Raw genomic sequence first — 20,338 nt, 5'->3', positions numbered from 1 at the left:
CCCGGCCGACTTCAGCACACAGGCATGATGCGCTCAAAAGAAGCTCGCGACCATCCCCCGTATCTGTGCGATCGTGGACAAGACGGGGCAAGTTCTCTGGAGACGCCAAACCCGGTTGGTGACAGAGGGTGGTCGAACGTGTCTGAAGTCCCGGTTCCCCATGATTCTCCGATCTATCGACGCATCGCCGACGGTCTCCGCTCCCGGATCCTGTCCGGCGAACTGCGCGACGGGGATCGGCTACCGGGCGAGAACGCGCTCATGGCCGACTACGGGATCGCCCGCGCCACCGCCAGGCAGGCGCTCGCCGTACTGATCAACGAGGGGCTGGCGGTACCGAAGCGAGGCTCGGGGGTCTACGTGCGACTGTTCAAACCGATCCGACGGCACGGCTCACGCCGGCTCTCCCGCGAGCAGTGGGGTCAGGGGCACCCCATCTGGGACGCCGACACCCGTGGCCGCCCCTTCACCGTGGACGAGGTGGAGGTGGCGCGCGAGCGGGCGGCCGAGGAGGTCGCGGGCGTCCTCGACAGCGGCGAGGTATGGGTACGGCGGCGCCGCTACTCGGTCGACGCCCGGCCCGTGCAGCTCGCCACGTCCTACTTCCCCGCCCGCCTGGTCGAGGGCAGCGCCATCACCTCCCCCGACACGGGACCGGGCGGCGTGTACGCGAGGCTGCGCGATCTCGGCCTGTCGCCCGCCCACTTCACCGAGGAGGTACGGGCCAGGATGCCGGGACCGCGCGAGACCGGGCTGCTCGACCTGCCCGGCGGCACTCCGGTGATCGTGATCACCCGGACCGCCTACACCTCGACGGGGGTGCCCGTCGAGCTCAACGAGATGGTCCTTGACTCGGCGGCGTACGTACTCCAGTACGACTTCGACGCTTAGGTCAAGCAGAAATGTCAAGCGATAGGTTGACCTGTCCCTTGCGATCATTGCCTTCTCTAGAGATGTGACGGACCCTTCAAGGAGATGGAACCTCGCGTGGGTCCCGGAGGGATGATCAGATGTCCTTTGACCGGCATCTAGCCGACATCGCCCGGGAGTTCGCGCGATGGACCATCTGGCGGAGCGACGCCGGCCGTTGGTGGGCCACGCGACATCACCCGCTCAGCGCGGCGCAGCGCGATGCCGGGTGTGCGATGACCATCGACGCCGACGACCCGGAGGGCCTGCGCGAGCAACTCCGGGACCAGGAGAGCAGGGCCGGCGAGCACGAGCCGCGAGCCGGTCCGGCGCCTCCGTGATCGCGTCGCGGCGGACCGTTCCAGCGGTAGGCCGCAGACGCTCGCGAGCAGCCCGGTGCCGGGTCCAGCGTCTCGGCGGCTCCGGCACCGGGCCCCCATAGGGGCCGCGATCGCGGAAGTCCCCGACCCGATCGGGGGCGGGGGCTTCCGCCCGTGGGACGCGAAAGGGCCCCGCCACATCGGGCGGGGCCCTCACCTGCTTATCTGGGCCTGTCTGTTGACGGCCTGCGGATCAGCGGCGGACGTCCGACAGACGGCCGATGATGTCGACGTCCGTGTCGTCGGAGACGGGGCGCGCGACCTCCGCCGTCCGCTCGGCCGGGTTGTCCTCGACGATGACCCGCACGTCGTCCTGCGGAGTCGGCAGGTGCTCCGGCTCCTCGACGACAGCCTCCTGGACAACGGTGTCCTGGGCGATGGCGTCCAGAGCGACGGTGTCCTGCGGAGCGGGCTCCAGAGAGGCGGGCTCGGGCGTGGGAGCCGCCTCGATGACGAGCGGGCCCGCCTTGCTCTCGGTCTGCATGAGGTCGCCGAGCACGGAGCTGATCTCGGTCAGCCTCCGTACGACCTCGGTGTGCGTGTTGCTCAGGTATTCGACGCGCCGGCCCGCGTGCTCGTCGAGCGACTCGACCCGCTGCCGCGCCGACTCGAGCGTCGAGTCGGCCTCGGCGCGAGCGCTCGCGAGGGTCCGCTCGGCCTCCGAGCCGGCGGACTCCAGGAGCTGCTCGGCCTCCTGCTTGGCGGAGGTGAGCGCGCTGTCGGCCTCGGCCCGCGCCTCGCGTACGGTGTCCTCCGCCTCCGTGCGCGCACTGGTCAGCTTCTCCTCGGCGTCGGCGCCCGCCTGAGCCAGCATGCGCTCGGCGGCCCCCGTCGCCTCGCCCACGCGCCGCTCGGCCTCCGACTGAGCGGAGGTCAGCATGTTGTCCGCCGTCTCACGCGCGGAGGTGACCAGCCGGTCGGCCTCCGACTTGGCGGCGTCACGCACGCTGACGGCCTCGGCCTCGGCGTCCTCCTTCTTGGCGGCGGCTTCCTCTTCCCCCAGCCGGAGAATCTGCGCCAGCCTGGGGCTGAGGTCCTCGTAGCTCTGCGGCGCCTCCACCATGCGCCGTCTGGCCTCCGCCAGCTCGACCCGGCCCTGCTCGGCCTGGTCGATCGCCCGCGCCAGCCGCTCTTCCAGATCTCGGACTTGGTTACGGGTACGGATCATGTAGTCGTGTACCTGACGGCGGTTGTAGCCGCGCATCACGACTTCGAAGGTGTCCTCTTGCATCAGATCGGGAATGCTCTCGTGCTGGTTTGTCATGGGGGTTACCTAAGGGTTTGCGTGAGGCGGGGGAAACCGGCAGCTTGTAAGGGTCTGGCGTCGAGACGTCAGGAATCGACTTTCCTGCCATCTGCCCACGTCCGCAACCGGAACACCAGACCTGGGCCGGGAATTACCATGTGACAGGTGTACATCGCTGCATTGGACAACGGGGCAGAGCCGGACATTCATCCCGAGGCTTACATCGCGCCAGGCGCCGTCGTGGTGGGCAGGGTGCGGGTGGGCCGGGCGTCCAGCATCTGGTACGGCTCCGTTCTCCGGGGAGACGACGAGCGAATAGAGATCGGCGAAGAGTGCAACGTACAGGATCTGTGCTGCCTCCATTCTGACCCCGGCGAGCCGGCGATCTTGGAGGACCGGGTCAGTCTCGGCCACAAGGCCATGGTGCACGGCGCCCATGTGGAGTCCGGAGCGCTGATCGGCATCGGCGCGATCGTGCTCGGTGGCGCCCACGTCGGCGCGGGCACTCTGGTCGCGGCCGGCGCCCTGATCGGGCCGGGCAAGAAGATCCCGGCCGGGGTGCTGGTCGCCGGAGTGCCGGGGAAGATCGTGCGTGAGCTCACCGACGACGACCGGGCGAGCTTCGCGAGCACGCCGGACAAGTACATGGCCAAGGCGCTCAGGCACCGGACGGCGTCACCACTTTGATCAGGACGTCGTCCGGCACCGACGCGGTGTTGAGCGGGTCCGCGTAGTCGGGCAGCTCGGGCCGGAGAAACCGGACGAAGTCAACGGTCAGCTTGAGGTCGGGCGTGCCTTTGACCTGTTTGGCGTTGCCCTTGGTGGGGTCCTTCTTGAGCGCGCCGTAGCTGTCCCAGTCGGTGTAGGCGGTCATGCCCCACTGCAGCACCTCGGGCAGCTCCGACGGCCAGCGCCCGCCGACCTTCCAGGCGCCGCCGTCCTCCTTGTACAGGGCCACCGCGAGGCGCCCGACCCTGGCCAGGACGAGCTCCACCCAGCCACTCTTGATCGTGATCTCGTGCGGCCCCGAACTGCCGTCCCTGGTGTACGTCATCTCCAGCCGGCCGCTCTCGTCGGCCGTGCCGGTGGTGACCGACATCCAGTTCGCCTTCGCGTACGAATTGGGCACCCTGGCCATCAAGCCACCGAGCGAGAACTTCCGCGTGGGCTTGGCGCCCTTCTTGCCCTCGACCTTGAGCCGCGCGTGCATGACGATGTCCCCGGCGAGTTCCTGGTAGACGAACGGGCCACGGAAGCCGTCGAACCACGCGGAAACCTTGGGCTCCAGGTATAACGAGCCCTTCGCGGTCGTGTTCACGTCGAGTTTGGCGATCCGATCGAGGTCCTTTTCGGTGTCGCTCAGCTTGCTCCAGACCGACAGACCGCTGGCGGCGGCGAACTCGTCCGACGCCGAACCCACCTCTCCACCGGGCGCGGGTGGTAACGCGTCCTTCAGGGTCATGACGCCCGGGCCGGTGGGGGTCGGCCGCGCCGAGGTCGTCGTACCGCACCCCGCGAGCACGCCCACCACCGCCAGAACCCCAGCCATTGTTGCCCTCATAGCGGACATTGTGCCGTGTAAAGCCCATTGTCGATTCCGATCGGACCAGTACGATGGCCGCCGTGCGCCCCTGGAATGCGTTCACCGCCATCGAGGCGGACGTCCGCGCGACGGTCGCGGACCCGCGATGGCAGGGGCTTCCCGTGCCCGTACGCGCCCGGGTGATCGCGGCCAGGGCCCTGGTGACGCCCGAGGGCGACAGGTGGCTGTTCGGGGCGCACGCGCGCTGGTATCTGCACGACCCCGCCGACGGCCGCTGGCACCTCTCACCGCCGCCCAGAGGCGCTCTCACCCGCAACGCGGGGCACCCCGCCGCGGTGCTGCCCGCCCGGGTGATACCGCGCGGGCCCGACTTCGCCGCCGAGCCCGGCTCCACCCAGGCGTTCGTCGGCCCCGACGTGCCCCACGCGCTCACCGATCGGATCCGGCTGCTGCTGCGGGGCGAGGAACGCCGCTCCGAGCGCGACTATCCCATGAGCGCCTTCGACGAGATCTTCGCCAGAGACGTGCCGAGCACGGTCGCCGCGATCTGGGGGACGATCATGTGGTGCGCGTACGCGCCCGCCTTCGACGGCAACGAGCGGCTCATCACGGCCTTCGGCGAATATCTGCGCCGGCCGCTTCCGGGCGACGAGTGGGTGCGCTGGCTGCCCGCGCCGCCGCTGCTCGACCTCGTCACGCTCGTCTCCGAGCGGCTGCGAGCCGGCCACTCCCGCGCCGCGCTCCGGCTGGCCGCGATGATGGCCGACACGGCCCAGATCCTGCTGTCGGACCCCCGGTTCAGGCCGCGCGCGCTGGCCCTGCTCACGATGGTGGAGCCCACGCTCAGACAGCCCCACCTGGACGACCGCGCGGCCCTGCGCGACGACCACACGGTACGCCAGGCGTGGCTCGACCGGCTGCCTGAGCGGCTGGGCCGGGCGGTGCTGGTGGAGACCGACCCCGAGGCGCACTTCCGCCACACCGTGTACGACCTGGTCGAGGCGCTGGACTTCACCACCGAGCCGGCCCGGGCGGCGGCCGCCTTCCTGGCGGACCTGTCCGACTCGCGGGGGCTGCTTCCCGGGTACCTGGACCACCGGTTGCGGCGGGCGTACGACGAGCTCGCCAGGGCGGGGCTGACGAGCACCTCGGCGGCGGAGACCACCCAACCGGAGGGCTTCCCCACGCAGACGCCCCCGCCCTACCCGTGGCGCTCCGACCCACCGGAGACGGGCGCCTACGCGGTGCCCTCTTCGTGGACCGGGGCCGGCGACCGGGGCGCGCCGGGGCCGGGCGCTTCCGCCGCCCCGCGGACAGGCGCTCACGCCATGCCGGAAACGGGCGCCCATGCCGTACCGGGAACAGGCGCTTACGCCATGCCAAGAACGGGCCCCCACGGCGCACGGCAGCCAGGCGCCTCTGGCGCACCGGAAACAGGTGCCCACGCCATACCGGAAACAGGCGCTCACGCCGTACCAGGAACGGGCACTTACAGTGCGCCAGGAACAGGCGCTCACGTCACGCCTGGAACGGGCGCTCATGGCGTGCCGGGGCCGGGGAGAGCGGCGTCCGTGCGGGAGGAGGCGCGGGTGTCAGGATCCGGTGTCGAGCCGCCCGATCGGGCGGCAGCGGCGGCCGTGCTGGGGGCCGCGTACGCCGTCGGGCTGGCGTGGGGGCGGCTGACGGGGGCGCGGGTGCCGGAGCGCGGGTTCGCGGGAGCGGCCGCGCTCGTCCACCGCTTGATCCCTGAACGCGATGACATGCACTCCTAAACCACTAATACCGCTATTTCACCCTAACCCCGCCTATAGCCTTCTAACACTTGAGGCAACGCACCATTAGCTGAATTGTGATCTCGGATTCGGGAAATGATCCCCATGGGGCCCAGGTGGCGTTCAAAGGAATGACTCCGATGGGCCATGTCGCCCGCAGGGCCCCCGCCGTAACCTCGTAGAGGGTGTGGGCTGCGGAAGGAAGGACGACGCGGTGGGGCACGATGACCTGGACTCTCGGGTCCACGACCGTGTCGCGTTGGACGAGATTGCGCTCTACGCTGAGGTGCTCACCGCCGTCGCTATCAGTGAGCGGCGGCTGACCTTGGACGAGCTCGACGACGCGCTCGGATTGCGGACTTCGGCGAGTCGCTGAAGACCATCACTAATGACCTAGTCCCGGATCCCATCGGGGTCCGGGACGGTGGTTTCCGCGGATGGTTCACTACCGCACAACATAACTAGTTAACTGCGCGCGCCATCTCCTACGAGCGGACGAGACGCTCCTACGAACGGACGAGACGCGCGATCGCCGCCGACGCTTCTTTGACCTTCGCCTCCGCCTCGGGCCCGCCGGTGTTGATGGCATCGGCCACGCAGTGCGAGATGTGCTCCTCAAGCAGCCCGAGAGCCACCGCCTGCAGCGCCCGCGTCGCCGCGGACACCTGGGTCAGCACGTCGATGCAGTAGGCGTCGTCGTCGACCATCCGCTGCAGACCTCTGATCTGCCCCTCGATCCGCCTGAGCCGCGTCAGATATGCCTGCTTGTCTCCGCTGTACCCATGCATGCTCCTACGGTACCCGTAACCCGTATGAGTCAGCGGAGTTCGCCGAGCAGCTTCTCCCACTGCTCGCCCACTTCAGCCGCCTCGTGCCGGATGGCCGTCTCCAGCGCGCCCGCGGCCAGCGAGCGGCGCCGGCGCTCGTCGTCGATCAGCGCGAGCAGCGCGGCCGCGAACAGCTCCAGCCCGCTGTCACCCTCGGGCACCAGCACCCCGTTGTAGCCGGTGGCCACGAACTCGTTCGGCCCCCTGGCCCCGTCGAAGGCCACTACCGGCACCCCGCAGCCCATGGCCTCCAGCACGGACATGCCCAGATCGGCGGTGGTCGAGGTGTTGGCCACGATCGACGCCTTGGCGAACTCCCCCGCCAGGTCCGGGGTGACGCCCATGAAGTAGACGTGGTTGTGCAGGTCGAGCTCCCGGACGAGAGCACGCAGCCGCCGTTCCTCGGGGCCCCCGCCGTACAGTCGCAGCCGCCAGTCCGGCCGCTTGTCGGCGACGGTGGCGAACGCCCTGATCAGCCGGTCGTACGCCTTGATGGGCTCCCACCTGCCGCCCGCCGCGACAATGCGGTTGTCCATCCGAGAGCGCGGCCAGGGCCCACCGGGCAGCGCGTCCGGCACGACGTGCACGGGCGAGCCCTCGCCCAGCAGCCCGCGCCACTCCTCCTGCGCGCTGTCGGTGGCCGTGACGACGGCGTCGAGCCGCGGATAGAAGCGCTGGACGGGCCCGAGTATCGCCGGACGCGCCCACTCCCTGGCGAGCTTGAGCGTCTCCCGTGGCGCGTGCCTGGCCGCCTGGACGCTCAACCCCGGCCTGGTGGTGATGAGGACGTCGGTCTTGAGGTTGCGCAGCACCCGCCACAGCGCCACCTCGGTGCGTACCTGCCCCCTCGGCAGCAGGTGCCTGACCCCGGGCCGGAGGTCGACCACGGAGCGCATGGCCACCTTCGGGCCCACGGGGAAGAAGGGCTTGTCCTTCTGCCGCCGGAGGCTGATCACCTCGACGTCGTGGCGGTCGGCCAGGGCGGTGGCGAGGTTGAGGGTGGAGCGTACGTCGCCACGCATGGCGTACGCGGACGAGACGAAGATGCTGACCTTCACCTGCCCACCTCGATCCGCAGCTCGTCGTCGGCGGTGTAGGCGGGACGGACGGCCACTCCGTCGACCCTGGCCGACGGGTAGTGCAGCCGACGGCGCTTGCCGTCTATGTCGTCGAGCCGGGCACCCAGCACCATGGGTGTCGGCACGCCCTCGACCTCCAGCGACGGCTCCCAGACGCCCGAGGACTCCGGATCGGCCTCGACCACGTCGACCAAGGAGAACGCGGCGTGGAAGCGCACCCCCTGCACGGTGGCCACCGTGCGGATGGTCGTCCCGGTGGGCTGCTCGCGCTGGAGCGCCAGCCTGGCCTCGTGGCGTGAGTCGTCGTCATCAAGGCCGGTGTAGGCGAGCAGACCCATCACCTCGAACCGGCCCTCCCTGAACCAGATCGAGCGCACCTCCGCCGCCGGCTCGGCGTCGGCTATCTTCAGCGCCAGGAAACCATTGCGCGTGCGATAGGAGCGATAGGCCAGGGTCCGCTTGCACAGGGCGTAGGCGTCGAGGTGGTCGAGCGAGAAGCCCGGATCGATGCTGCGCAGCCGCGAACGTTTGCCGTCGCGGCGCAGATAGGCGTCCCAGCGGCCGGGGCTGAGCATCAGCGGCGCCAGCGACACCGCCAGGCTGGCCTCGCGCGTCCTGGCCCCCGGCGTGCCGAGCAGCACGTCACGCTCGACCCCCGTCGTCCGGTGCCTGAGCACGAGCTCCGTGCCTTCCCTCAGCGGTTCCTCGATCGCGAGTCGCAGGGAGAGCACGTCGGCGAGCGTGACTTCCGCGTCTGTGACGACGACGCGCATCACGAGCCCCCTCCCCGTCGAATGAAGCCATGCGACGTTGAGGTTACCGTGATTTTCCCGTTATGTGGATGGCAGATTTCCTCCGGTCGGCCCTCCTGACGTGCGCAACTCCTCTACAAGCGCTGTAGAGGAGTCCGACTTCGCCCCGTCAGGAGACGCTTTTCACCGATTTGATCAGCAGCTGGGCCACGTCCACGACCTCCAGCGACTCCTTCGCCTGGCCGCTGTTCTTCTTCTCGTTGATGGCGTCGCCGAGCATCACCATGCAGAACGGACAGGCCGTGGAAACAGTGTCAGGATTGGTGGTCAGGGCCTCGTCGACCCGCTCGGTGTTGATGCGCTTGCCGATGCGTTCTTCCATCCACATCCGGGCGCCGCCGGCGCCGCAGCAGAAACCGCGGTCCTTGTGCCGGTGCATCTCCTGCGTCTGCACGCCGGGCACCTTCGACATGATGTCGCGGGGCTGCGAGTAGACCTTGTTGTGGCGGCCGAGGAAGCACGGGTCGTGGTAGGTGATCTTCTCCTCGATCGGCGTGATCGGGGTGAGCAGGCCCTCGTCGACCAGCTTGGCCAGCAGCTGCGTGTGGTGTACGACCTCGTAGGTGCCGCCGAGCTGCGGATACTCGTTGGCCAGCGTGTTGAAGCAGTGGGGGCAGGTGGCGACGATCTTCTTGACGCCCGCCTCGTTCAGGGTCTCGATGTTCTGCTGGGCGAGCATGTTGAACAGGTATTCCATGCCCAGGCGGCGGGCCGGGTCACCGGTGCACGCCTCCATCGGGCCGAGCACGGCGAACTTCACGCCCGCGATGTGCAGCAGCTCGGCGACGGCCTTGGTGGTCTTCTTGGCCCGGTCTTCGAGCGCGCCCGCGCAGCCGACCCAGAAGAGGTATTCGGCGTCCTCGGGCATCTTGTCCTCGACCAGCTCAACTTCGAAGTCGAGCTCGGAGATCCAGTCCGCCCGCTTCATCTCGGACATGCCCCACGGGTTGCCCTTGTTCTCCAGGTTCTTGACCATCACTCCCGCCTCCGACGGGAACGACGACTCCACCATCACCTGGTAGCGGCGCATGTCGAGGATGTGGTCGATGTGCTCGATGTCGACCGGGCACTGCTCGACGCAGGCGCCGCAGTTCGTACAGGACCAGAGGACGTCCGGGTGGATCACGCCCTCCTCGCCGACCAGCGGCTTGTTGAGCAGCGCGAGCACGTCGGTGTCCGCGTGCTCGGTGGAGGCGGCCATCAGGTAGGGGGCCACCTTGAAGGCGTGGTCACGCTGGTCGAGGATGAGCATCTTCGGCGACAGCGGCTTGTCGGTGTTCCACGCGGGGCACTGCGACTGGCAGCGGCCGCACTCGGTGCAGCTGTAGAAGTCGAGGAAGCCCTTCCAGGTGGTGTCGCCGATCTTGCCCCGGCCGAGCCGCTCGGGGTCCAGGTCCTCGTCCTCGAAGTCGACGAGCTTGCCGTCCACGCGCAGCTCGGACGCGCCGCCCAGGCCGTCGGGGCGGCGGGAGAAGAGCACGTTCAGCGGCGCGGTGAAGATGTGCAGGTGCTTGCTGTGGACCACGATGATCAGGAACACCAGCATGAAGCCGATGTGCAGCAGCAGCGCGATCTCCTCCAGCACCGAGCTGGCGGGAAGGATCTTGCCCAGCGCCAGCGACACGAAGGCGCCCGAGGAGTAGGGGAAGTTGCCGTTCGCCGCCGCCGCGCCACGGGCCAGGAAGAGCGTCCAGATGATGTTGAAGATCATGAACAGGACGAGCCAGGCGCCGCCGAGGTGGGAGCCGGAGAAACGGGACTTGCGGCCGAGCGTCTTGGGGGAGTTCTTGACCCGGATGACGGCGAAGGCGAGCAGGCCGAGCACGCAGGCCACCGCGATGAAGTCCTGCAGGAAGCCGAGCACCGCCCAGGTGCCGATGAGCGGGATGTGGAAGTCGGGCTCACCGGTGATCGCGCCCTGGATGATGGCGCCGTACGCCTCGATGTAGACGGTCAGCAGAATGAAGAACGCCCACATCACGAAGAAGTGCGCGGTGCCGGACGGTGTCCACTTGAGCAGTTTCTTCTGCCCGAACACCTCGACGAGCTGCGCCTTGATCTCACTGCCCGCGTGCGTCTTCGCGTATTCGATACGTTCGGGCGCGGGCGGGCCCACGGTCGCGAGCTTGAACAGGAACAACGTCCTGCGGCCCGCCACAGCGACCGCCGCGACGGTCATGATGAGCCCGATGATGGCCACCCAGAGCACGGGTCCTCCCACTGACGATGTTGGCTGCCAGCGTACGGTCACGTCACCGGCCAGACACTCCCGGAATCCTACCGAGTAGTAACCTTACGGTCGGCGGTGCGTCCAGAACAATGCTCTACCCCGTCAAGTAGCGTTGTACCGTCGGCCCCAGCAGTTCGACCAGCTCTTCGGGATCGGCGCTCGCCAGCGGCTCCAGCCTGAGCACGTAACGGCCCATGACGATGCCGAACATCTGCGCGAAGGCGGCCTCGATCCGCAGGTGCGGCACCTCGAGCCGGTCGGCGACCCGGTAGAGCAGGGCGTTCGTGACGAACTCCCGGAACATCGTCTCGGCCTGCTGGTTCGTCATGGCCGACCGGATCAGCGCGACCATCGGCTCGCGCGTCTCGGGCGCGCTCGTCACCGACAGGATCAGCCGGACGAGTCGCTCCCCGATCTCCTCGCGCGGCCCTTCGAGCAGCAGCGGCACGATCTGGTCAGGGGTGACCGGCAGTTGCATCGCCGCCGCGAACATGCCCTCCTTGGTGTCGAAGTAGTGGTGCACCAGGGCGGGATCGACGTTCGCCTCCCTGGCGATGCCGCGTACCGTCGCCTTGTCGAAGCCCTTCTCGGCGAAGACACGACGAGCCGCGGCGAGAATCTCACCCCGCGTGTCCGCCGACCCCGGCCTGCGCCCCGGACGGCGGCTAATGGTCACTTGCCCACCGCCAGATAGACCCGCATGGGCACGTACAGGACTCCCTCGGGGAAGACCTTCCTGAGCTCCACCCGCTGCCGCGCGACGAGATCGTCGGCGGCCTCGGGAGACAGCGCCGCCATGTAGGAATGCGAACGCAGGTTGAGCAGGAAGTCCTCGATGCCGACCAGCCTGGTCCAGGCGATCCAGCGCTCCTCGACCACCTCCATGGCGGCGGCGATGGGCGGCACGGACCACTCCGCCAGCGCCGGACCCCAGTAGGTCGGGCACTCCGCCGCCAGCCGCGCCTCGTGGGCGGCCAGCCATTCGGCCTCGGCGGCGTGGGCGAGGTTCCAGCAGCCCACGATGGCCCCGTCGGGCCGCAGCACCCGCCTGGCCTCGGCGATCGAGACCACCGGGTCGAGCCAGTGCCAGGACTGGGCGTACGTCACCAGGTCGGCCACCCCGTCGGTCAGCGGCAGGGCGTTGCCGTCCGCGAGCAGCGCGGCGATGCCGTCGTCCGTGGCCTTCGAGAGCAGGCGGGCGAGCATCTCCGAGCCCGCGTCCACCGCGATCACCCGCGAGCCGCGGGCCCGCAGGGCACGCGTCAGGATGCCGGTACCGGCGCCCACGTCGACCGCCGTCGCGCCGGCGAGCTGGATGCCGGACACTTCCGACAGCGCGTGGTACATCTCGTCGGGGTATGTCGGCCGGCCCGCGTCATAGGCGTCGGCGACGCTGTCGAACACCCTGCCGAGCTCCCTCATCGGCCCCACGCTCATCTGGCCGCCGCCAGGTAGAGGCGGGCGAAGGCGAGTGCCTCCGCCAGGTCGTCGATCCGCTCCGTACGGCTGGCCGCCTTGCGGGTGTTGATCTCCAGCACGACCAGCCCGCCGTAGCCGGAGTTGGCCAGCCGTTCCAGCATGGGCGCGCAGGGTTGGTTGCCCCTGCCGGGTACGAGGTGCTCGTCCTTGTTCGTCACGCCGAGGCCGTCGGCCAGGTGCAGGTGCGCGAGCCGGTCGCCGAGCTTGGCGGCCATCTCCATGGCGTCGCTGCCCGAGACGGCCGTGTGCGACAGGTCGAGCGTGACGTGCGGGAAGTCGTAGTCGGTCGGGTCCCAGCTGGGCGAGTAGGGGACCACGTCGTTGCTTCTGGCCTTGAGCGGGAACATGTTCTCCACCGCGAACGTGACGCCGGTCTCGTCACGCATCCTGGCCAGGCCGGTCTCGAAGTCGCGCGCGTATTCGCGCTGCCAGCGGAACGGTGGATGCACCACGACCGTCGAGGCGCCCAGCCGTTCGGCGGCCTTCTGTGCCTTGACCAGCTTGGCCCAGGGGTCGCGGCCCCAGACGCGCTGCGTGACGAGCAGGCACGGGGCGTGGATGGCCAGCACGGGGACCTCGTAGTGCTCAGAGAGCCGCTCGATCACGTCGATGTCCTGGCTCACGGGATCGGCGCCGACCATGATCTCGACCCCGTCGTAGCCAAGCCGCGCGGCCAGCTCGAACGCGTCGGGAGTGCGTTCCGGATATACCGAGGCGGTGGACAACGCGATCTTCGCATTGGGCACACGGATGACATCAGCCACGCTGCCAGCCTAAGCCGGTGACGACGTTCTGGCGCGCGCCCCGTACGGTTGGGCCATGCCACGGATCGCCAAAGGCGCCATCCCCAGCCCCAACATCTGGCACACCCCCCAGGTCTACGAGCTGGAGAATCGCGCCGTCGACCCGGACGGCGCCGCCAACGCGGCGATGCGCGCCCTGCGTTCCTGGAACGGCGCCACCGTGCTCGACATCGGCTGCGGCACCGGCTATCACCTGCCGGCGTTCGCGGCCGAGGCGGCGAAGGTGATCGGCGTCGAGCCCCATGGCGATCTGGTCACGCTCGCCCGCCGCCGCTGCGCCGGGCTGCCCTCCGTCGAGGTCCACGCCGCCGCCGCGCAGGACCTGCCGCTGCCCGACGCGTCCGTGGACGTCGCGGTGGCGCGCTGGGCCTACTTCTTCGGTCCCGGCTGCGAGCCCGGCTTACGCGAGCTCTCCCGGGTGGTACGACGGGGCGGCGCGGCCTTCGTCATCGACCTGGACGCCACCCGCGGGGCCTTCGGCAGGTGGTTCCAGCGCACGGTGCCCACCTACTCCGCCAAGGCCGTGGAGGCCTTCTGGGACCTCCACGGGTGGCAGCGGCAGCCGCTCGACCTGCGGATGGCCTTCACCCGCCGGGCCGACCTGGAGGCGGTGCTGCGGATCGAGTTCACGCCCGAGGTGGCCGCGCAGGCGATCGCCGAGACGCCCGGCCTGGAACTGCCCTACCCGAACATCCTGCGCTGGCGCTCGTTCTAGGGGGGTTGACATTGACGTCAGTGTCAACGTTTAGCGTAGGGGCATGCGCATCGGAGAGCTGGCCGAACGGACCGGGGTGAGCACCCGATCACTCCGCTACTACGAGCAGCATGGGCTGCTCACGGCCAGACGCGGGTCCAACGGCTATCGCGACTACGCGGAGGAGGACATCAAGCTGGTGTCCGAGATCCGGGCGCTGCTGTCCGTGGGGTTCACGCTGGAGGACACGCGGCCGTTCGTCGACTGCCTGCGCTCCGGCCACAGTACGGGCGGCTCCTGCCGCGAGTCGGTCGCGGTCTACCAGCGCAAGCTGGCCGAGATCGACGACGAGATCCGCGTTCTGCTCACCCGGCGCGCCGAAGTCGCCGCCCAGCTCGGCGCGGCGTGCCCTGGTTGCGTGCTCAAAGGAGAGAAATGATTGAGCTGACCGCCTCGAACTTCGAGGAGCAAGTACTCAAGAGCGACAAGCCGGTGCTGGTCGACTTCTGGGCCGAATGGTGCGGGCCGTGCCGCATGGTCGCCCCCGTGCTCGCGGAGATCGAGACCGAGCACGGCCTGACCATCGGCAAGCTCAACAGCGACGAACACCCTGAGATCTCGGCCCGCTATGGCGTCATGGGGCTGCCCACGATGCTGCTGTTCGAGAACGGGGCGCCGGTCAAGCAGGTCGTCGGCGCCAAGCCCAAGCGCATGATCGAGGCCGAACTGGGCCTGAAGTAGGCCGTCGATCCCATACCTCGTGAAGTTTGTCGGCGCGGGCCGCTAGCCTGCTCCGCATGGTCAAGTCTGCGCAGAAGCCCGGTTACCGCTGCGCCGAGTGCGGGTGGCGCACCACGAAGTGGGTGGGCCGGTGCGGCGAGTGCCAGGCCTGGGGCACGGTCGACGAGGAGGGCGCGCGCGCCGGGGTGCACGTCGTCCAGGCCGGCGCGACGACCGCGCCCGCGGTGCCGATCGGCCAGGTCAAGGCCGAGACGGCGACCGCGCGCACGACCGGCGTGAGCGAGCTCGACCGGGTCCTCGGCGGCGGCCTGGTGCCCGGGGCGGTGGTGCTGCTGGCCGGCGAGCCCGGCATCGGCAAGTCGACGCTGCTGCTCGAAGCGGCCGCCCGCATCTCCGAGCGCGACACCGTGCTCTACGTCACGGGCGAGGAGTCGGCGGCCCAGGTGCGGTTGCGGGCCGACCGCATCGGCGCCATCCGCGACCACCTCTACCTCGCGGCGGAGACCGAGCTGTCGGCGCTGGTCGCGCATGTCGACAAGGTCCAGCCCAAGATGCTCGTCGTCGACTCGGTGCAGACGGTCGGCTCCGCGCAGGCCACCGGCGTGCCGGGCGGGGTGACGCAGGTGCGGGAGGTGGCCGCCAATCTGGTCCGGCTGGCCAAGGAGCGCAACATGGCCACCGTGCTCGTCGGCCACGTCACCAAGGAAGGCTCGATCGCCGGACCGCGCACCCTGGAGCACCTCGTGGACGTCGTGCTCAGCTTCGAGGGCGACCGCCACTCCCGGCTGCGGATGGTCCGCGCGATCAAGAACAGATTCGGCCCCACGGAGGAGGTCGGCTGCTTCGACCTGCACGAGCGCGGCATCGAGGGCATCACCGACCCGAGCGGGCTGTTCGTCTCGCGGCGCAGCCAGCCGGTGCCTGGCACCTGCGTGACCGTCACGGTCGAGGGCACCCGGCCGCTGCCCGCCGAGGTGCAGGCCCTGGTCGCCCGCACCGAGGCGCAGCAGCCCCGGCGCACCTCCTCGGGCCTCGACACCTTCCGGGTGCAGATGATCCTCGCCGTCCTCGAACGCCGGCTCAACGCCAAGCTGGGCGGCTGCGACGTGTTCACCGCGACCGTGGGCGGCATCAAGCTGTCCGATCCGGCCATCGACCTGTCGGTGATGCTGGCGGTGGCCAGCGCGGCGGGTGACAAGCCGCTGCCGGCCGGTCTGGTGGCCATGGGCGAGGTGGGGCTGGCGGGCGAGTTGCGCCCGGTGAAGGACGTGCGGCGGCGGCTGAGCGAGGCCGCGCGCCTGGGGTTCAAACGCGGGCTGGTGCCCGCCGGATCCCTCGACCAGGGCAGCAGCCGACGTGACGGACAGCGTTCCCTGGTGCCCGTGGGGCCGGTGGCGTTCGCGCCGGGCTTCGAGGTGGTCGAGGTGGAGAACGTCTGGGACGCACTCACACACGTCACATAGCGCGGCTAAGCTTGACCTGACTATTTCGACACGGGGGTCAGGTGCCAAACGACAGGAGTCTCGACGACCGCCGTCGCGAAGCCCTGGCCTCGGTGGCCCCGGGCACACCGCTACGCGACGGCTTGGAGCGGATCCTGCGCGGTCAGACCGGCGGCCTGATCGTGCTCGGCTACAACGGAGTGGTCGAAGAGGTGTGCAGCGGCGGGTTCGAGCTCGATGTCGAGTTCTCGGCCACGCGCCTGCGCGAGCTGGCCAAGATGGACGGCGCGATCGTGGTCGGCGACGGCCAGCGGATCGTCCGCGCCGCCGTGCACCTGGTGCCGGACCCGGGCATCCCCACCGACGAGTCGGGCACCCGCCACCGCACCGCGCAGCGGGTCGCCCGCCAGACCGGACTGCCGATCATCGCGATCAGCAAGTCGATGCGGATCATCGCCCTCTATCTCGACGGCATCCGCTACGTGCTGGAGGAGTCGGCGGCCATCCTGTCCAAGGCCAACCAGGCCCTGGCCACGCTCGAACGCTACAAGCACCGCCTCGACGAGGTCTCCGGCACGCTGTCGGCCCTGGAGATCGAGGACCTGGTGACGGTCCGTGACGTGGCCGCCGTCGCCCAGCGGCTGGAGATGGTCAGGCGCATCTCCGACGAGATCAAGGGCTACGTGGTCGAGCTCGGCACCGACGGCAGGCTCCTGTCGCTGCAGCTCGACGAGCTGGTGGCGGGCGTCGACTCGGAGCGTGAGCTGGTCGTGCGCGACTATCTCCCGGCCCCCGCCGGCCGCCGGCACCGGCGCCTCACGGAGGCCATGCACGATCTCGACGCGCTCTCGAGCGAGGAGTTGCTCAACCTCGCGACGGTCGCCCACGTGCTGGGACACGGCGAGGACGAGACGCTCGACAGCCCGGTCAGCCCGCGCGGGTTCCGCCTGCTGGCCAAGGTGCCCCGCCTGCCCGCGACCGTGGTCGATCGGCTGGTCAACCACTTCGGCGGGCTGCAGAAGCTGCTGGCGGCCAGCATCGACGACCTCCAGGCCGTGGGGGGCGTCGGCGAGTCCCGGGCGCGCAGCGTCCGCGAGGGGCTCTCCCGGCTCGCGGAATCGTCCATCCTGGAGCGCTACGTCTGAGCTCTCTGCCTTTCTCAGCGAAGGTGGAAGACGCCCATCGGGCTTTTGAGGCTGCCCATGCGCGCCACGGCCACGTACGTGCCGGGCAGGGCGGCCGGCGGGCTGGTGCGGCAGTCGCTGCTGGAGCGGCGCCGGTCCCAGTCGAGCGAGCGCACGAACGGCACCCCGCGCTGCAACTGCCTGAGCTCGGTGGCCTCGCCGCTGACGCAGTCGGAGTTGGACCAGATCCGGTCCTCCCCAGAGGTGATGCGGACCTCCATGGACCGCGGGCCCACGTCGGCGGAGCACATGACGGGCCCGGTGTTGACCAGGCTGATGAGGAAATTGGGCTGGACGCCTGGCGCGTAGACGTCCTGCTTGCTCTGCATGCTGAGCACCAGGTCGCCCTCGCTGCAGGGGTCGCCGGGCCGCTGGGGCGGCAGGGCCGCCGTCGTGGCCTTGCCGGCGCTCGGTGTGGGCGAGGGGGTGGCCGTGCTCACGGTCATGGTGTGCAGGCCGGCGAGCAGCGGATCCGCCGCCGTCGGGGTGACGCTCGCGGAGCTCTGCGTGCTTGAGGGCCGCTGCGGCCCGCTCCCCCCGCTGGAACACGCCCAAGCGACAACCGCCACCACGACGAGAACAGCCACCAGGACGCTCATACGCCGTCGCCAGTAGATGTCGCCGCTGCCGTCACCCATCGTATCCGGATCCATACACACAGCATGGTAATCCATTGGCCACGGAGTGTGACGACACGCCGCTGGTCGCCATCTCGGCATAGCCTAGGGCGCGTGGTTGAGCCGAACCTCCTACACGTCCCCGTTCTGGAGTGGTACGAGGACAACGCCCGAGACCTCCCGTGGCGTACCGCCGACGCGACGCCGTGGGGCGTGCTGGTCAGCGAGATCATGCTGCAGCAGACCCCGGTCGTCCGCGTCCTGCCCATCTGGCACGAGTGGATGAACCGCTGGCCCACCCCGAAGGCCCTGGCGGCCGAGCCCCCCGGCGAGGCCGTACGCCACTGGGGCAGGCTCGGCTACCCGCGCCGGGCGCTGCGGCTGCACGCGTGCGCGAAGGCCATCACCGAGGAGCACGACGGCGAGGTGCCGTCGGACCACGCGACCCTGCTGGCCCTGCCCGGCATCGGCGAGTACACCGCCGCCGCGGTCGCCAGCTTCGCGTACGGCGGGCGGCACGCGATCCTCGACACCAACGTCCGGCGGGTGTTCGCCAGGGCGGTACGCGCTGAGGAGTATCCACCGACGGCCACCTCCGCCGCCGAACGCCGCCTGGCCGAGACGCTCCTGCCCGAGCTCGGCGCCGCCCGCTGGGGCGTGGCCGTCATGGAGCTGGGCGCCCTGGTCTGCACGGCCCGCGCGCCACGCTGCGCCGACTGCCCGATCGCCCAGGTGTGCGCGTGGCGCCTGGCCGGCCGACCGCCGCATGCCGGGCCCGCCCGCAAGGGCCAGACGTACGCGGGGACCGACCGCCAGTGCCGGGGCCGCCTGCTGGCGGTGCTGCGGGCGGCCCATGGGCCGGTGCCCAAGGCCGCGCTCGACGTGGTCTGGGACGATCCGGTGCAACGAGAGCGCGCCCTGGACGGCCTGATCACGGACGGGCTGGCCGAAGACCTCGACGACGGCACCTACCGCCTGCCCCACTCTTGACTCACCGCACCCAGGGCGGGACCATCCGCTCCGAGCCCTTGGGCGCCAGGTCACAGGCGTCCGGGTCCGACACGCCGTCGGGGTTGTACGCCTCGACTCCCGGAGAGGCGACCACGATCGCCGCGAAGCCGTCGCGTGGATCGGCCGTCATCTGCCGGGTCACGTCGGCGGGCAGCACCATGGTGTCGCCGGGCCCCACGCTGAACAACTCGCCGCCCAGCTCGACGGTGGCCGTCCCGGCCAGCCACGTCCACACCGACTCGGCGTCGAGGGCGTGGACTGGTCCCACCATCCCCGGTATGGCGTCCACCCGCCACACTGCCGCTCCCGCCGCGCCCTGGGTCGGTGAGGCGAGGGTGGTCATGACGGCGTTCGGCGTCTCGGTCCGGCGGGAGCCGGCGGAAAGGACAACAGGCATCGGTTTCTCCTTGGTGAGTGGGGTGATCGGCTTGCGATTGACGATCGGTTTGCAGCGCGCCGACGACCTACGGTTAATGACCGACCTCCGACCAGGGCCCGCGCTTGGCGACGGCCCACAGGTCCCGGGCGGCGCGAGTCCCGGGCAGCGTGGCAAGTGACCGGCCTGCGGTTCACGGGCGGCCCGCGGTTGGCGACCGGTCTGTGGTCAGGCGTACGGGCGGTGGGTCACGCGATCCACGGTGGCGTGCCGTAGGCGTCGGAGCCGTCGGCCGCGAGTGCCCTGGCTCCGGCCGGTGCCGTCACCACAGCCGTGTAGCCGGACTCCTCGCCGGCCGTGACGCGCCGTACCGTGTGGGCGGGCATGACGACGGTGTCACCCGGGCCGACACCGAACGTCTCCCCGCCCAACTCGACGGTGGCCGCCCCAGTCAGCCACGTCCACACCTGCTCGCTGTCGAAGTCGTGCGACGGCCCCGCCACACCGGGCTTGGCGTCGACCCGCCACAGAGACCGCGACGCACCCCCCTGGCTCGGTGAGGCGAACGTGGTCATGATCCCGCCGGCGGTCTCTGATCGACGCGCATCAGCGTCACGGATGACAGTCATCCCGGCAACCCCTTAAGATGGACAACAAAGTTGTCTATATAGTGAACCAGGTTGTCTATCGTGTCAAGCGACATCCCCGGCTTCGAGCTTCCGCTCCGCCTCCTGCTCGGCTTCCGTGTGCTCATCGACGAGCTTCACGCGGAGCTGGGCCGCCAGGGCCATCCCGACATGCGGCCGATGCACGGCTTCGTCATGCAGGCGATCGGCCGGGGCAGCACGACCGCCGTGGACCTCGGCCGTACGCTGGGCGTCTCCAAGCAGGCGGCGGGAAAGACGATCGACGTGCTGGAACGCATCGGCTATGTGGAACGCACCGTGGATCCCCACGACACGCGGCGCAAGATCGTCCGTCTGACGCCCCACGGCGTCGACGCCCTGGTGCGCTCGGGCCGCATTTTCGAAACCCTCCGCGAACGCTGGGTCGGCGAGCTGGGCGAAGAGCGGGTCCAGGCCCTGGTGACCGATCTACGCAAGGTCACCCCGCCCGACCTCTTCCGCCTGGACACACCGGGCTGGTTCGGCACTCTGTAGCGGCCGGGAGTTACGCGGCCGGTTACCGGCCCA

24 protein-coding genes are annotated in these 20,338 nt (G+C 69.8%); 12 read left to right on the top strand and 12 right to left on the bottom strand.

What is annotated here, in order from left to right; all coding sequences use genetic code 11:
• Positions 1-138: 138 nt before the first annotated feature.
• Positions 139-891 carry a GntR family transcriptional regulator gene (locus tag KME78_RS31460; RefSeq protein WP_308127210.1) on the top strand — a complete coding sequence of 251 codons (753 nt, stop codon included), beginning with the start codon at positions 139-141 and terminating at the stop codon, positions 889-891.
• 119 nt (positions 892-1,010) lie between these two features.
• Positions 1,011-1,250 carry a hypothetical protein gene (locus KME78_RS31455; protein ID WP_219533008.1) on the top strand — a complete coding sequence of 80 codons (240 nt, stop codon included), beginning with the start codon at positions 1,011-1,013 and terminating at the stop codon, positions 1,248-1,250.
• Between the two features lie 232 nt (positions 1,251-1,482).
• Here the strand turns inward: KME78_RS31455 and KME78_RS31450 are convergent, their stop codons facing one another.
• Entirely contained in the window at positions 1,483-2,553 is a 1,071-nt protein-coding gene (locus KME78_RS31450; protein ID WP_219533007.1) for a hypothetical protein, read from the bottom strand.
• 147 nt (positions 2,554-2,700) lie between these two features.
• On the opposite strand from KME78_RS31450, the gene KME78_RS31445 reads away from it, so the two are divergent.
• The gene (locus KME78_RS31445) at positions 2,701-3,222 is read left to right on the top strand and encodes a gamma carbonic anhydrase family protein (RefSeq protein WP_308127209.1); all 522 of its coding nucleotides are present in this window, start codon (positions 2,701-2,703) and stop codon (positions 3,220-3,222) included.
• Here KME78_RS31445 and KME78_RS31440 read toward each other — a convergent pair.
• Positions 3,194-4,084: a hypothetical protein gene (locus KME78_RS31440; RefSeq protein ID WP_219533006.1), complete on the bottom strand. Its 891-nt coding sequence runs from the start codon at positions 4,082-4,084 to the stop codon at positions 3,194-3,196. The genes KME78_RS31445 and KME78_RS31440 overlap by 29 nt on opposite strands.
• Positions 4,085-4,158: 74 nt before the next feature.
• On the opposite strand from KME78_RS31440, the gene KME78_RS31435 reads away from it, so the two are divergent.
• Together KME78_RS31435 and KME78_RS31430 are read left to right on the top strand one after the other, a co-directional pair.
• Positions 4,159-5,850 carry a hypothetical protein gene (locus KME78_RS31435; protein ID WP_219533005.1) on the top strand — a complete coding sequence of 564 codons (1,692 nt, stop codon included), beginning with the start codon at positions 4,159-4,161 and terminating at the stop codon, positions 5,848-5,850.
• A 214-nt stretch (positions 5,851-6,064) separates the two neighbouring features.
• A complete protein-coding gene (locus KME78_RS31430; RefSeq protein WP_175589978.1) occupies positions 6,065-6,226 on the top strand; it encodes a hypothetical protein in 162 nt (53 codons plus the stop codon).
• A gap of 130 nt (positions 6,227-6,356) precedes the next feature.
• Here KME78_RS31430 and KME78_RS31425 read toward each other — a convergent pair whose 3' ends face one another.
• From KME78_RS31425 to KME78_RS31395, 7 genes are all read right to left on the bottom strand, one after another.
• Positions 6,357-6,638, bottom strand: coding sequence for a metal-sensitive transcriptional regulator (locus tag KME78_RS31425; protein WP_080044376.1), 282 nt, complete (start codon positions 6,636-6,638; stop codon positions 6,357-6,359).
• Positions 6,639-6,667: 29 nt separating this feature from the next.
• Positions 6,668-7,735 carry a glycosyltransferase gene (locus tag KME78_RS31420; protein ID WP_219533004.1) on the bottom strand — a complete coding sequence of 356 codons (1,068 nt, stop codon included), beginning with the start codon at positions 7,733-7,735 and terminating at the stop codon, positions 6,668-6,670.
• The gene (locus tag KME78_RS31415) at positions 7,732-8,529 is read right to left on the bottom strand and encodes a hypothetical protein (RefSeq protein WP_219533003.1); all 798 of its coding nucleotides are present in this window, start codon (positions 8,527-8,529) and stop codon (positions 7,732-7,734) included. The genes KME78_RS31420 and KME78_RS31415 overlap by 4 nt, the downstream gene beginning before the upstream one ends.
• 148 nt (positions 8,530-8,677) lie before the next feature.
• Positions 8,678-10,777, bottom strand: coding sequence for a (Fe-S)-binding protein (locus KME78_RS31410; protein ID WP_219533002.1), 2,100 nt, complete (start codon positions 10,775-10,777; stop codon positions 8,678-8,680).
• A 115-nt stretch (positions 10,778-10,892) separates the two neighbouring features.
• Positions 10,893-11,474 (bottom strand): TetR/AcrR family transcriptional regulator, encoded by a 582-nt coding sequence (locus KME78_RS31405; RefSeq protein ID WP_219533001.1) that lies wholly within the window; start codon positions 11,472-11,474, stop codon positions 10,893-10,895.
• A complete protein-coding gene (locus tag KME78_RS31400) occupies positions 11,471-12,220 on the bottom strand; it encodes a class I SAM-dependent methyltransferase (RefSeq protein ID WP_219533000.1) in 750 nt (249 codons plus the stop codon). The genes KME78_RS31405 and KME78_RS31400 overlap by 4 nt, the downstream gene beginning before the upstream one ends.
• Positions 12,221-12,231: 11 nt before the next feature.
• Positions 12,232-13,041 (bottom strand): sugar phosphate isomerase/epimerase family protein, encoded by an 810-nt coding sequence (locus KME78_RS31395; protein ID WP_219532999.1) that lies wholly within the window; start codon positions 13,039-13,041, stop codon positions 12,232-12,234.
• Between the two features lie 55 nt (positions 13,042-13,096).
• Between KME78_RS31395 and KME78_RS31390 the strand changes: the two genes are divergently transcribed.
• The 5 genes from KME78_RS31390 to disA are packed head-to-tail and all read left to right on the top strand — an operon-like array spanning position 13,097 to position 17,102.
• Entirely contained in the window at positions 13,097-13,795 is a 699-nt protein-coding gene (locus KME78_RS31390; protein WP_219532998.1) for a class I SAM-dependent methyltransferase, read from the top strand.
• Positions 13,796-13,838: 43 nt separating this feature from the next.
• On the top strand, positions 13,839-14,213 hold the full coding sequence (locus KME78_RS31385) for a MerR family transcriptional regulator (RefSeq protein ID WP_219532997.1): 375 nt from the start codon (positions 13,839-13,841) through the stop codon (positions 14,211-14,213).
• Complete coding sequence (gene trxA, locus KME78_RS31380; RefSeq protein WP_219532996.1) at positions 14,210-14,515, top strand: thioredoxin; 306 nt, start codon at positions 14,210-14,212, stop codon at positions 14,513-14,515. The genes KME78_RS31385 and trxA overlap by 4 nt, the downstream gene beginning before the upstream one ends.
• A 56-nt stretch (positions 14,516-14,571) precedes the next feature.
• Complete coding sequence (radA, locus tag KME78_RS31375) at positions 14,572-15,978, top strand: DNA repair protein RadA (RefSeq protein ID WP_219532995.1); 1,407 nt, start codon at positions 14,572-14,574, stop codon at positions 15,976-15,978.
• Between the two features lie 41 nt (positions 15,979-16,019).
• A complete protein-coding gene (gene disA, locus KME78_RS31370; RefSeq protein ID WP_219532994.1) occupies positions 16,020-17,102 on the top strand; it encodes a DNA integrity scanning diadenylate cyclase DisA in 1,083 nt (360 codons plus the stop codon).
• Between the two features lie 14 nt (positions 17,103-17,116).
• Here disA and KME78_RS31365 read toward each other — a convergent pair whose 3' ends face one another.
• Positions 17,117-17,794 (bottom strand): hypothetical protein, encoded by a 678-nt coding sequence (locus KME78_RS31365; protein ID WP_219532993.1) that lies wholly within the window; start codon positions 17,792-17,794, stop codon positions 17,117-17,119.
• Between the two features lie 78 nt (positions 17,795-17,872).
• Here KME78_RS31365 and KME78_RS31360 point away from each other — a divergent pair, with 78 nt between their 5' ends.
• On the top strand, positions 17,873-18,748 hold the full coding sequence (locus KME78_RS31360) for an iron-sulfur binding domain-containing protein (RefSeq protein ID WP_219532992.1): 876 nt from the start codon (positions 17,873-17,875) through the stop codon (positions 18,746-18,748).
• A 1-nt stretch (position 18,749) separates the two neighbouring features.
• Here KME78_RS31360 and KME78_RS31355 read toward each other — a convergent pair whose 3' ends face one another.
• A complete protein-coding gene (locus KME78_RS31355) occupies positions 18,750-19,166 on the bottom strand; it encodes a cupin domain-containing protein (protein WP_219532991.1) in 417 nt (138 codons plus the stop codon).
• A 227-nt stretch (positions 19,167-19,393) separates the two neighbouring features.
• Entirely contained in the window at positions 19,394-19,774 is a 381-nt protein-coding gene (locus tag KME78_RS31350; RefSeq protein ID WP_219532990.1) for a cupin domain-containing protein, read from the bottom strand.
• Between the two features lie 60 nt (positions 19,775-19,834).
• Here KME78_RS31350 and KME78_RS31345 point away from each other — a divergent pair, with 60 nt between their 5' ends.
• Positions 19,835-20,305: a MarR family winged helix-turn-helix transcriptional regulator gene (locus tag KME78_RS31345; RefSeq protein ID WP_219532989.1), complete on the top strand. Its 471-nt coding sequence runs from the start codon at positions 19,835-19,837 to the stop codon at positions 20,303-20,305.
• The last annotated feature ends 33 nt before the right edge of the window (positions 20,306-20,338 follow it).

Origin of the sequence: Nonomuraea guangzhouensis, assembly GCF_019396345.1 — a bacterium.
Classification (GTDB): domain Bacteria; phylum Actinomycetota; class Actinomycetes; order Streptosporangiales; family Streptosporangiaceae; genus Nonomuraea; species Nonomuraea guangzhouensis.
Note: the sequence above shows the minus strand (reverse complement) of the source record. Positions and strands in the feature narration are given on the sequence as shown.

Coding starts and splice junctions, on each gene's coding strand:
- KME78_RS31365 (WP_219532993.1), bottom strand. CDS start 17,794: ATGGATCCGGATACGATGGGTGACGGCAGCGGCGACATCTACTGGCGA.
- KME78_RS31400 (WP_219533000.1), bottom strand. CDS start 12,220: ATGAGGGAGCTCGGCAGGGTGTTCGACAGCGTCGCCGACGCCTATGAC.
- trxA (WP_219532996.1), top strand. CDS start 14,210: ATGATTGAGCTGACCGCCTCGAACTTCGAGGAGCAAGTACTCAAGAGC.
- radA (WP_219532995.1), top strand. CDS start 14,572: ATGGTCAAGTCTGCGCAGAAGCCCGGTTACCGCTGCGCCGAGTGCGGG.
- KME78_RS31450 (WP_219533007.1), bottom strand. CDS start 2,553: ATGACAAACCAGCACGAGAGCATTCCCGATCTGATGCAAGAGGACACC.
- KME78_RS31425 (WP_080044376.1), bottom strand. CDS start 6,638: ATGCATGGGTACAGCGGAGACAAGCAGGCATATCTGACGCGGCTCAGG.
- KME78_RS31390 (WP_219532998.1), top strand. CDS start 13,097: ATGCCACGGATCGCCAAAGGCGCCATCCCCAGCCCCAACATCTGGCAC.
- KME78_RS31355 (WP_219532991.1), bottom strand. CDS start 19,166: ATGCCTGTTGTCCTTTCCGCCGGCTCCCGCCGGACCGAGACGCCGAAC.
- KME78_RS31415 (WP_219533003.1), bottom strand. CDS start 8,529: ATGCGCGTCGTCGTCACAGACGCGGAAGTCACGCTCGCCGACGTGCTC.
- KME78_RS31385 (WP_219532997.1), top strand. CDS start 13,839: ATGCGCATCGGAGAGCTGGCCGAACGGACCGGGGTGAGCACCCGATCA.
- KME78_RS31440 (WP_219533006.1), bottom strand. CDS start 4,084: ATGGCTGGGGTTCTGGCGGTGGTGGGCGTGCTCGCGGGGTGCGGTACG.
- KME78_RS31455 (WP_219533008.1), top strand. CDS start 1,011: ATGTCCTTTGACCGGCATCTAGCCGACATCGCCCGGGAGTTCGCGCGA.
- KME78_RS31350 (WP_219532990.1), bottom strand. CDS start 19,774: ATGACTGTCATCCGTGACGCTGATGCGCGTCGATCAGAGACCGCCGGC.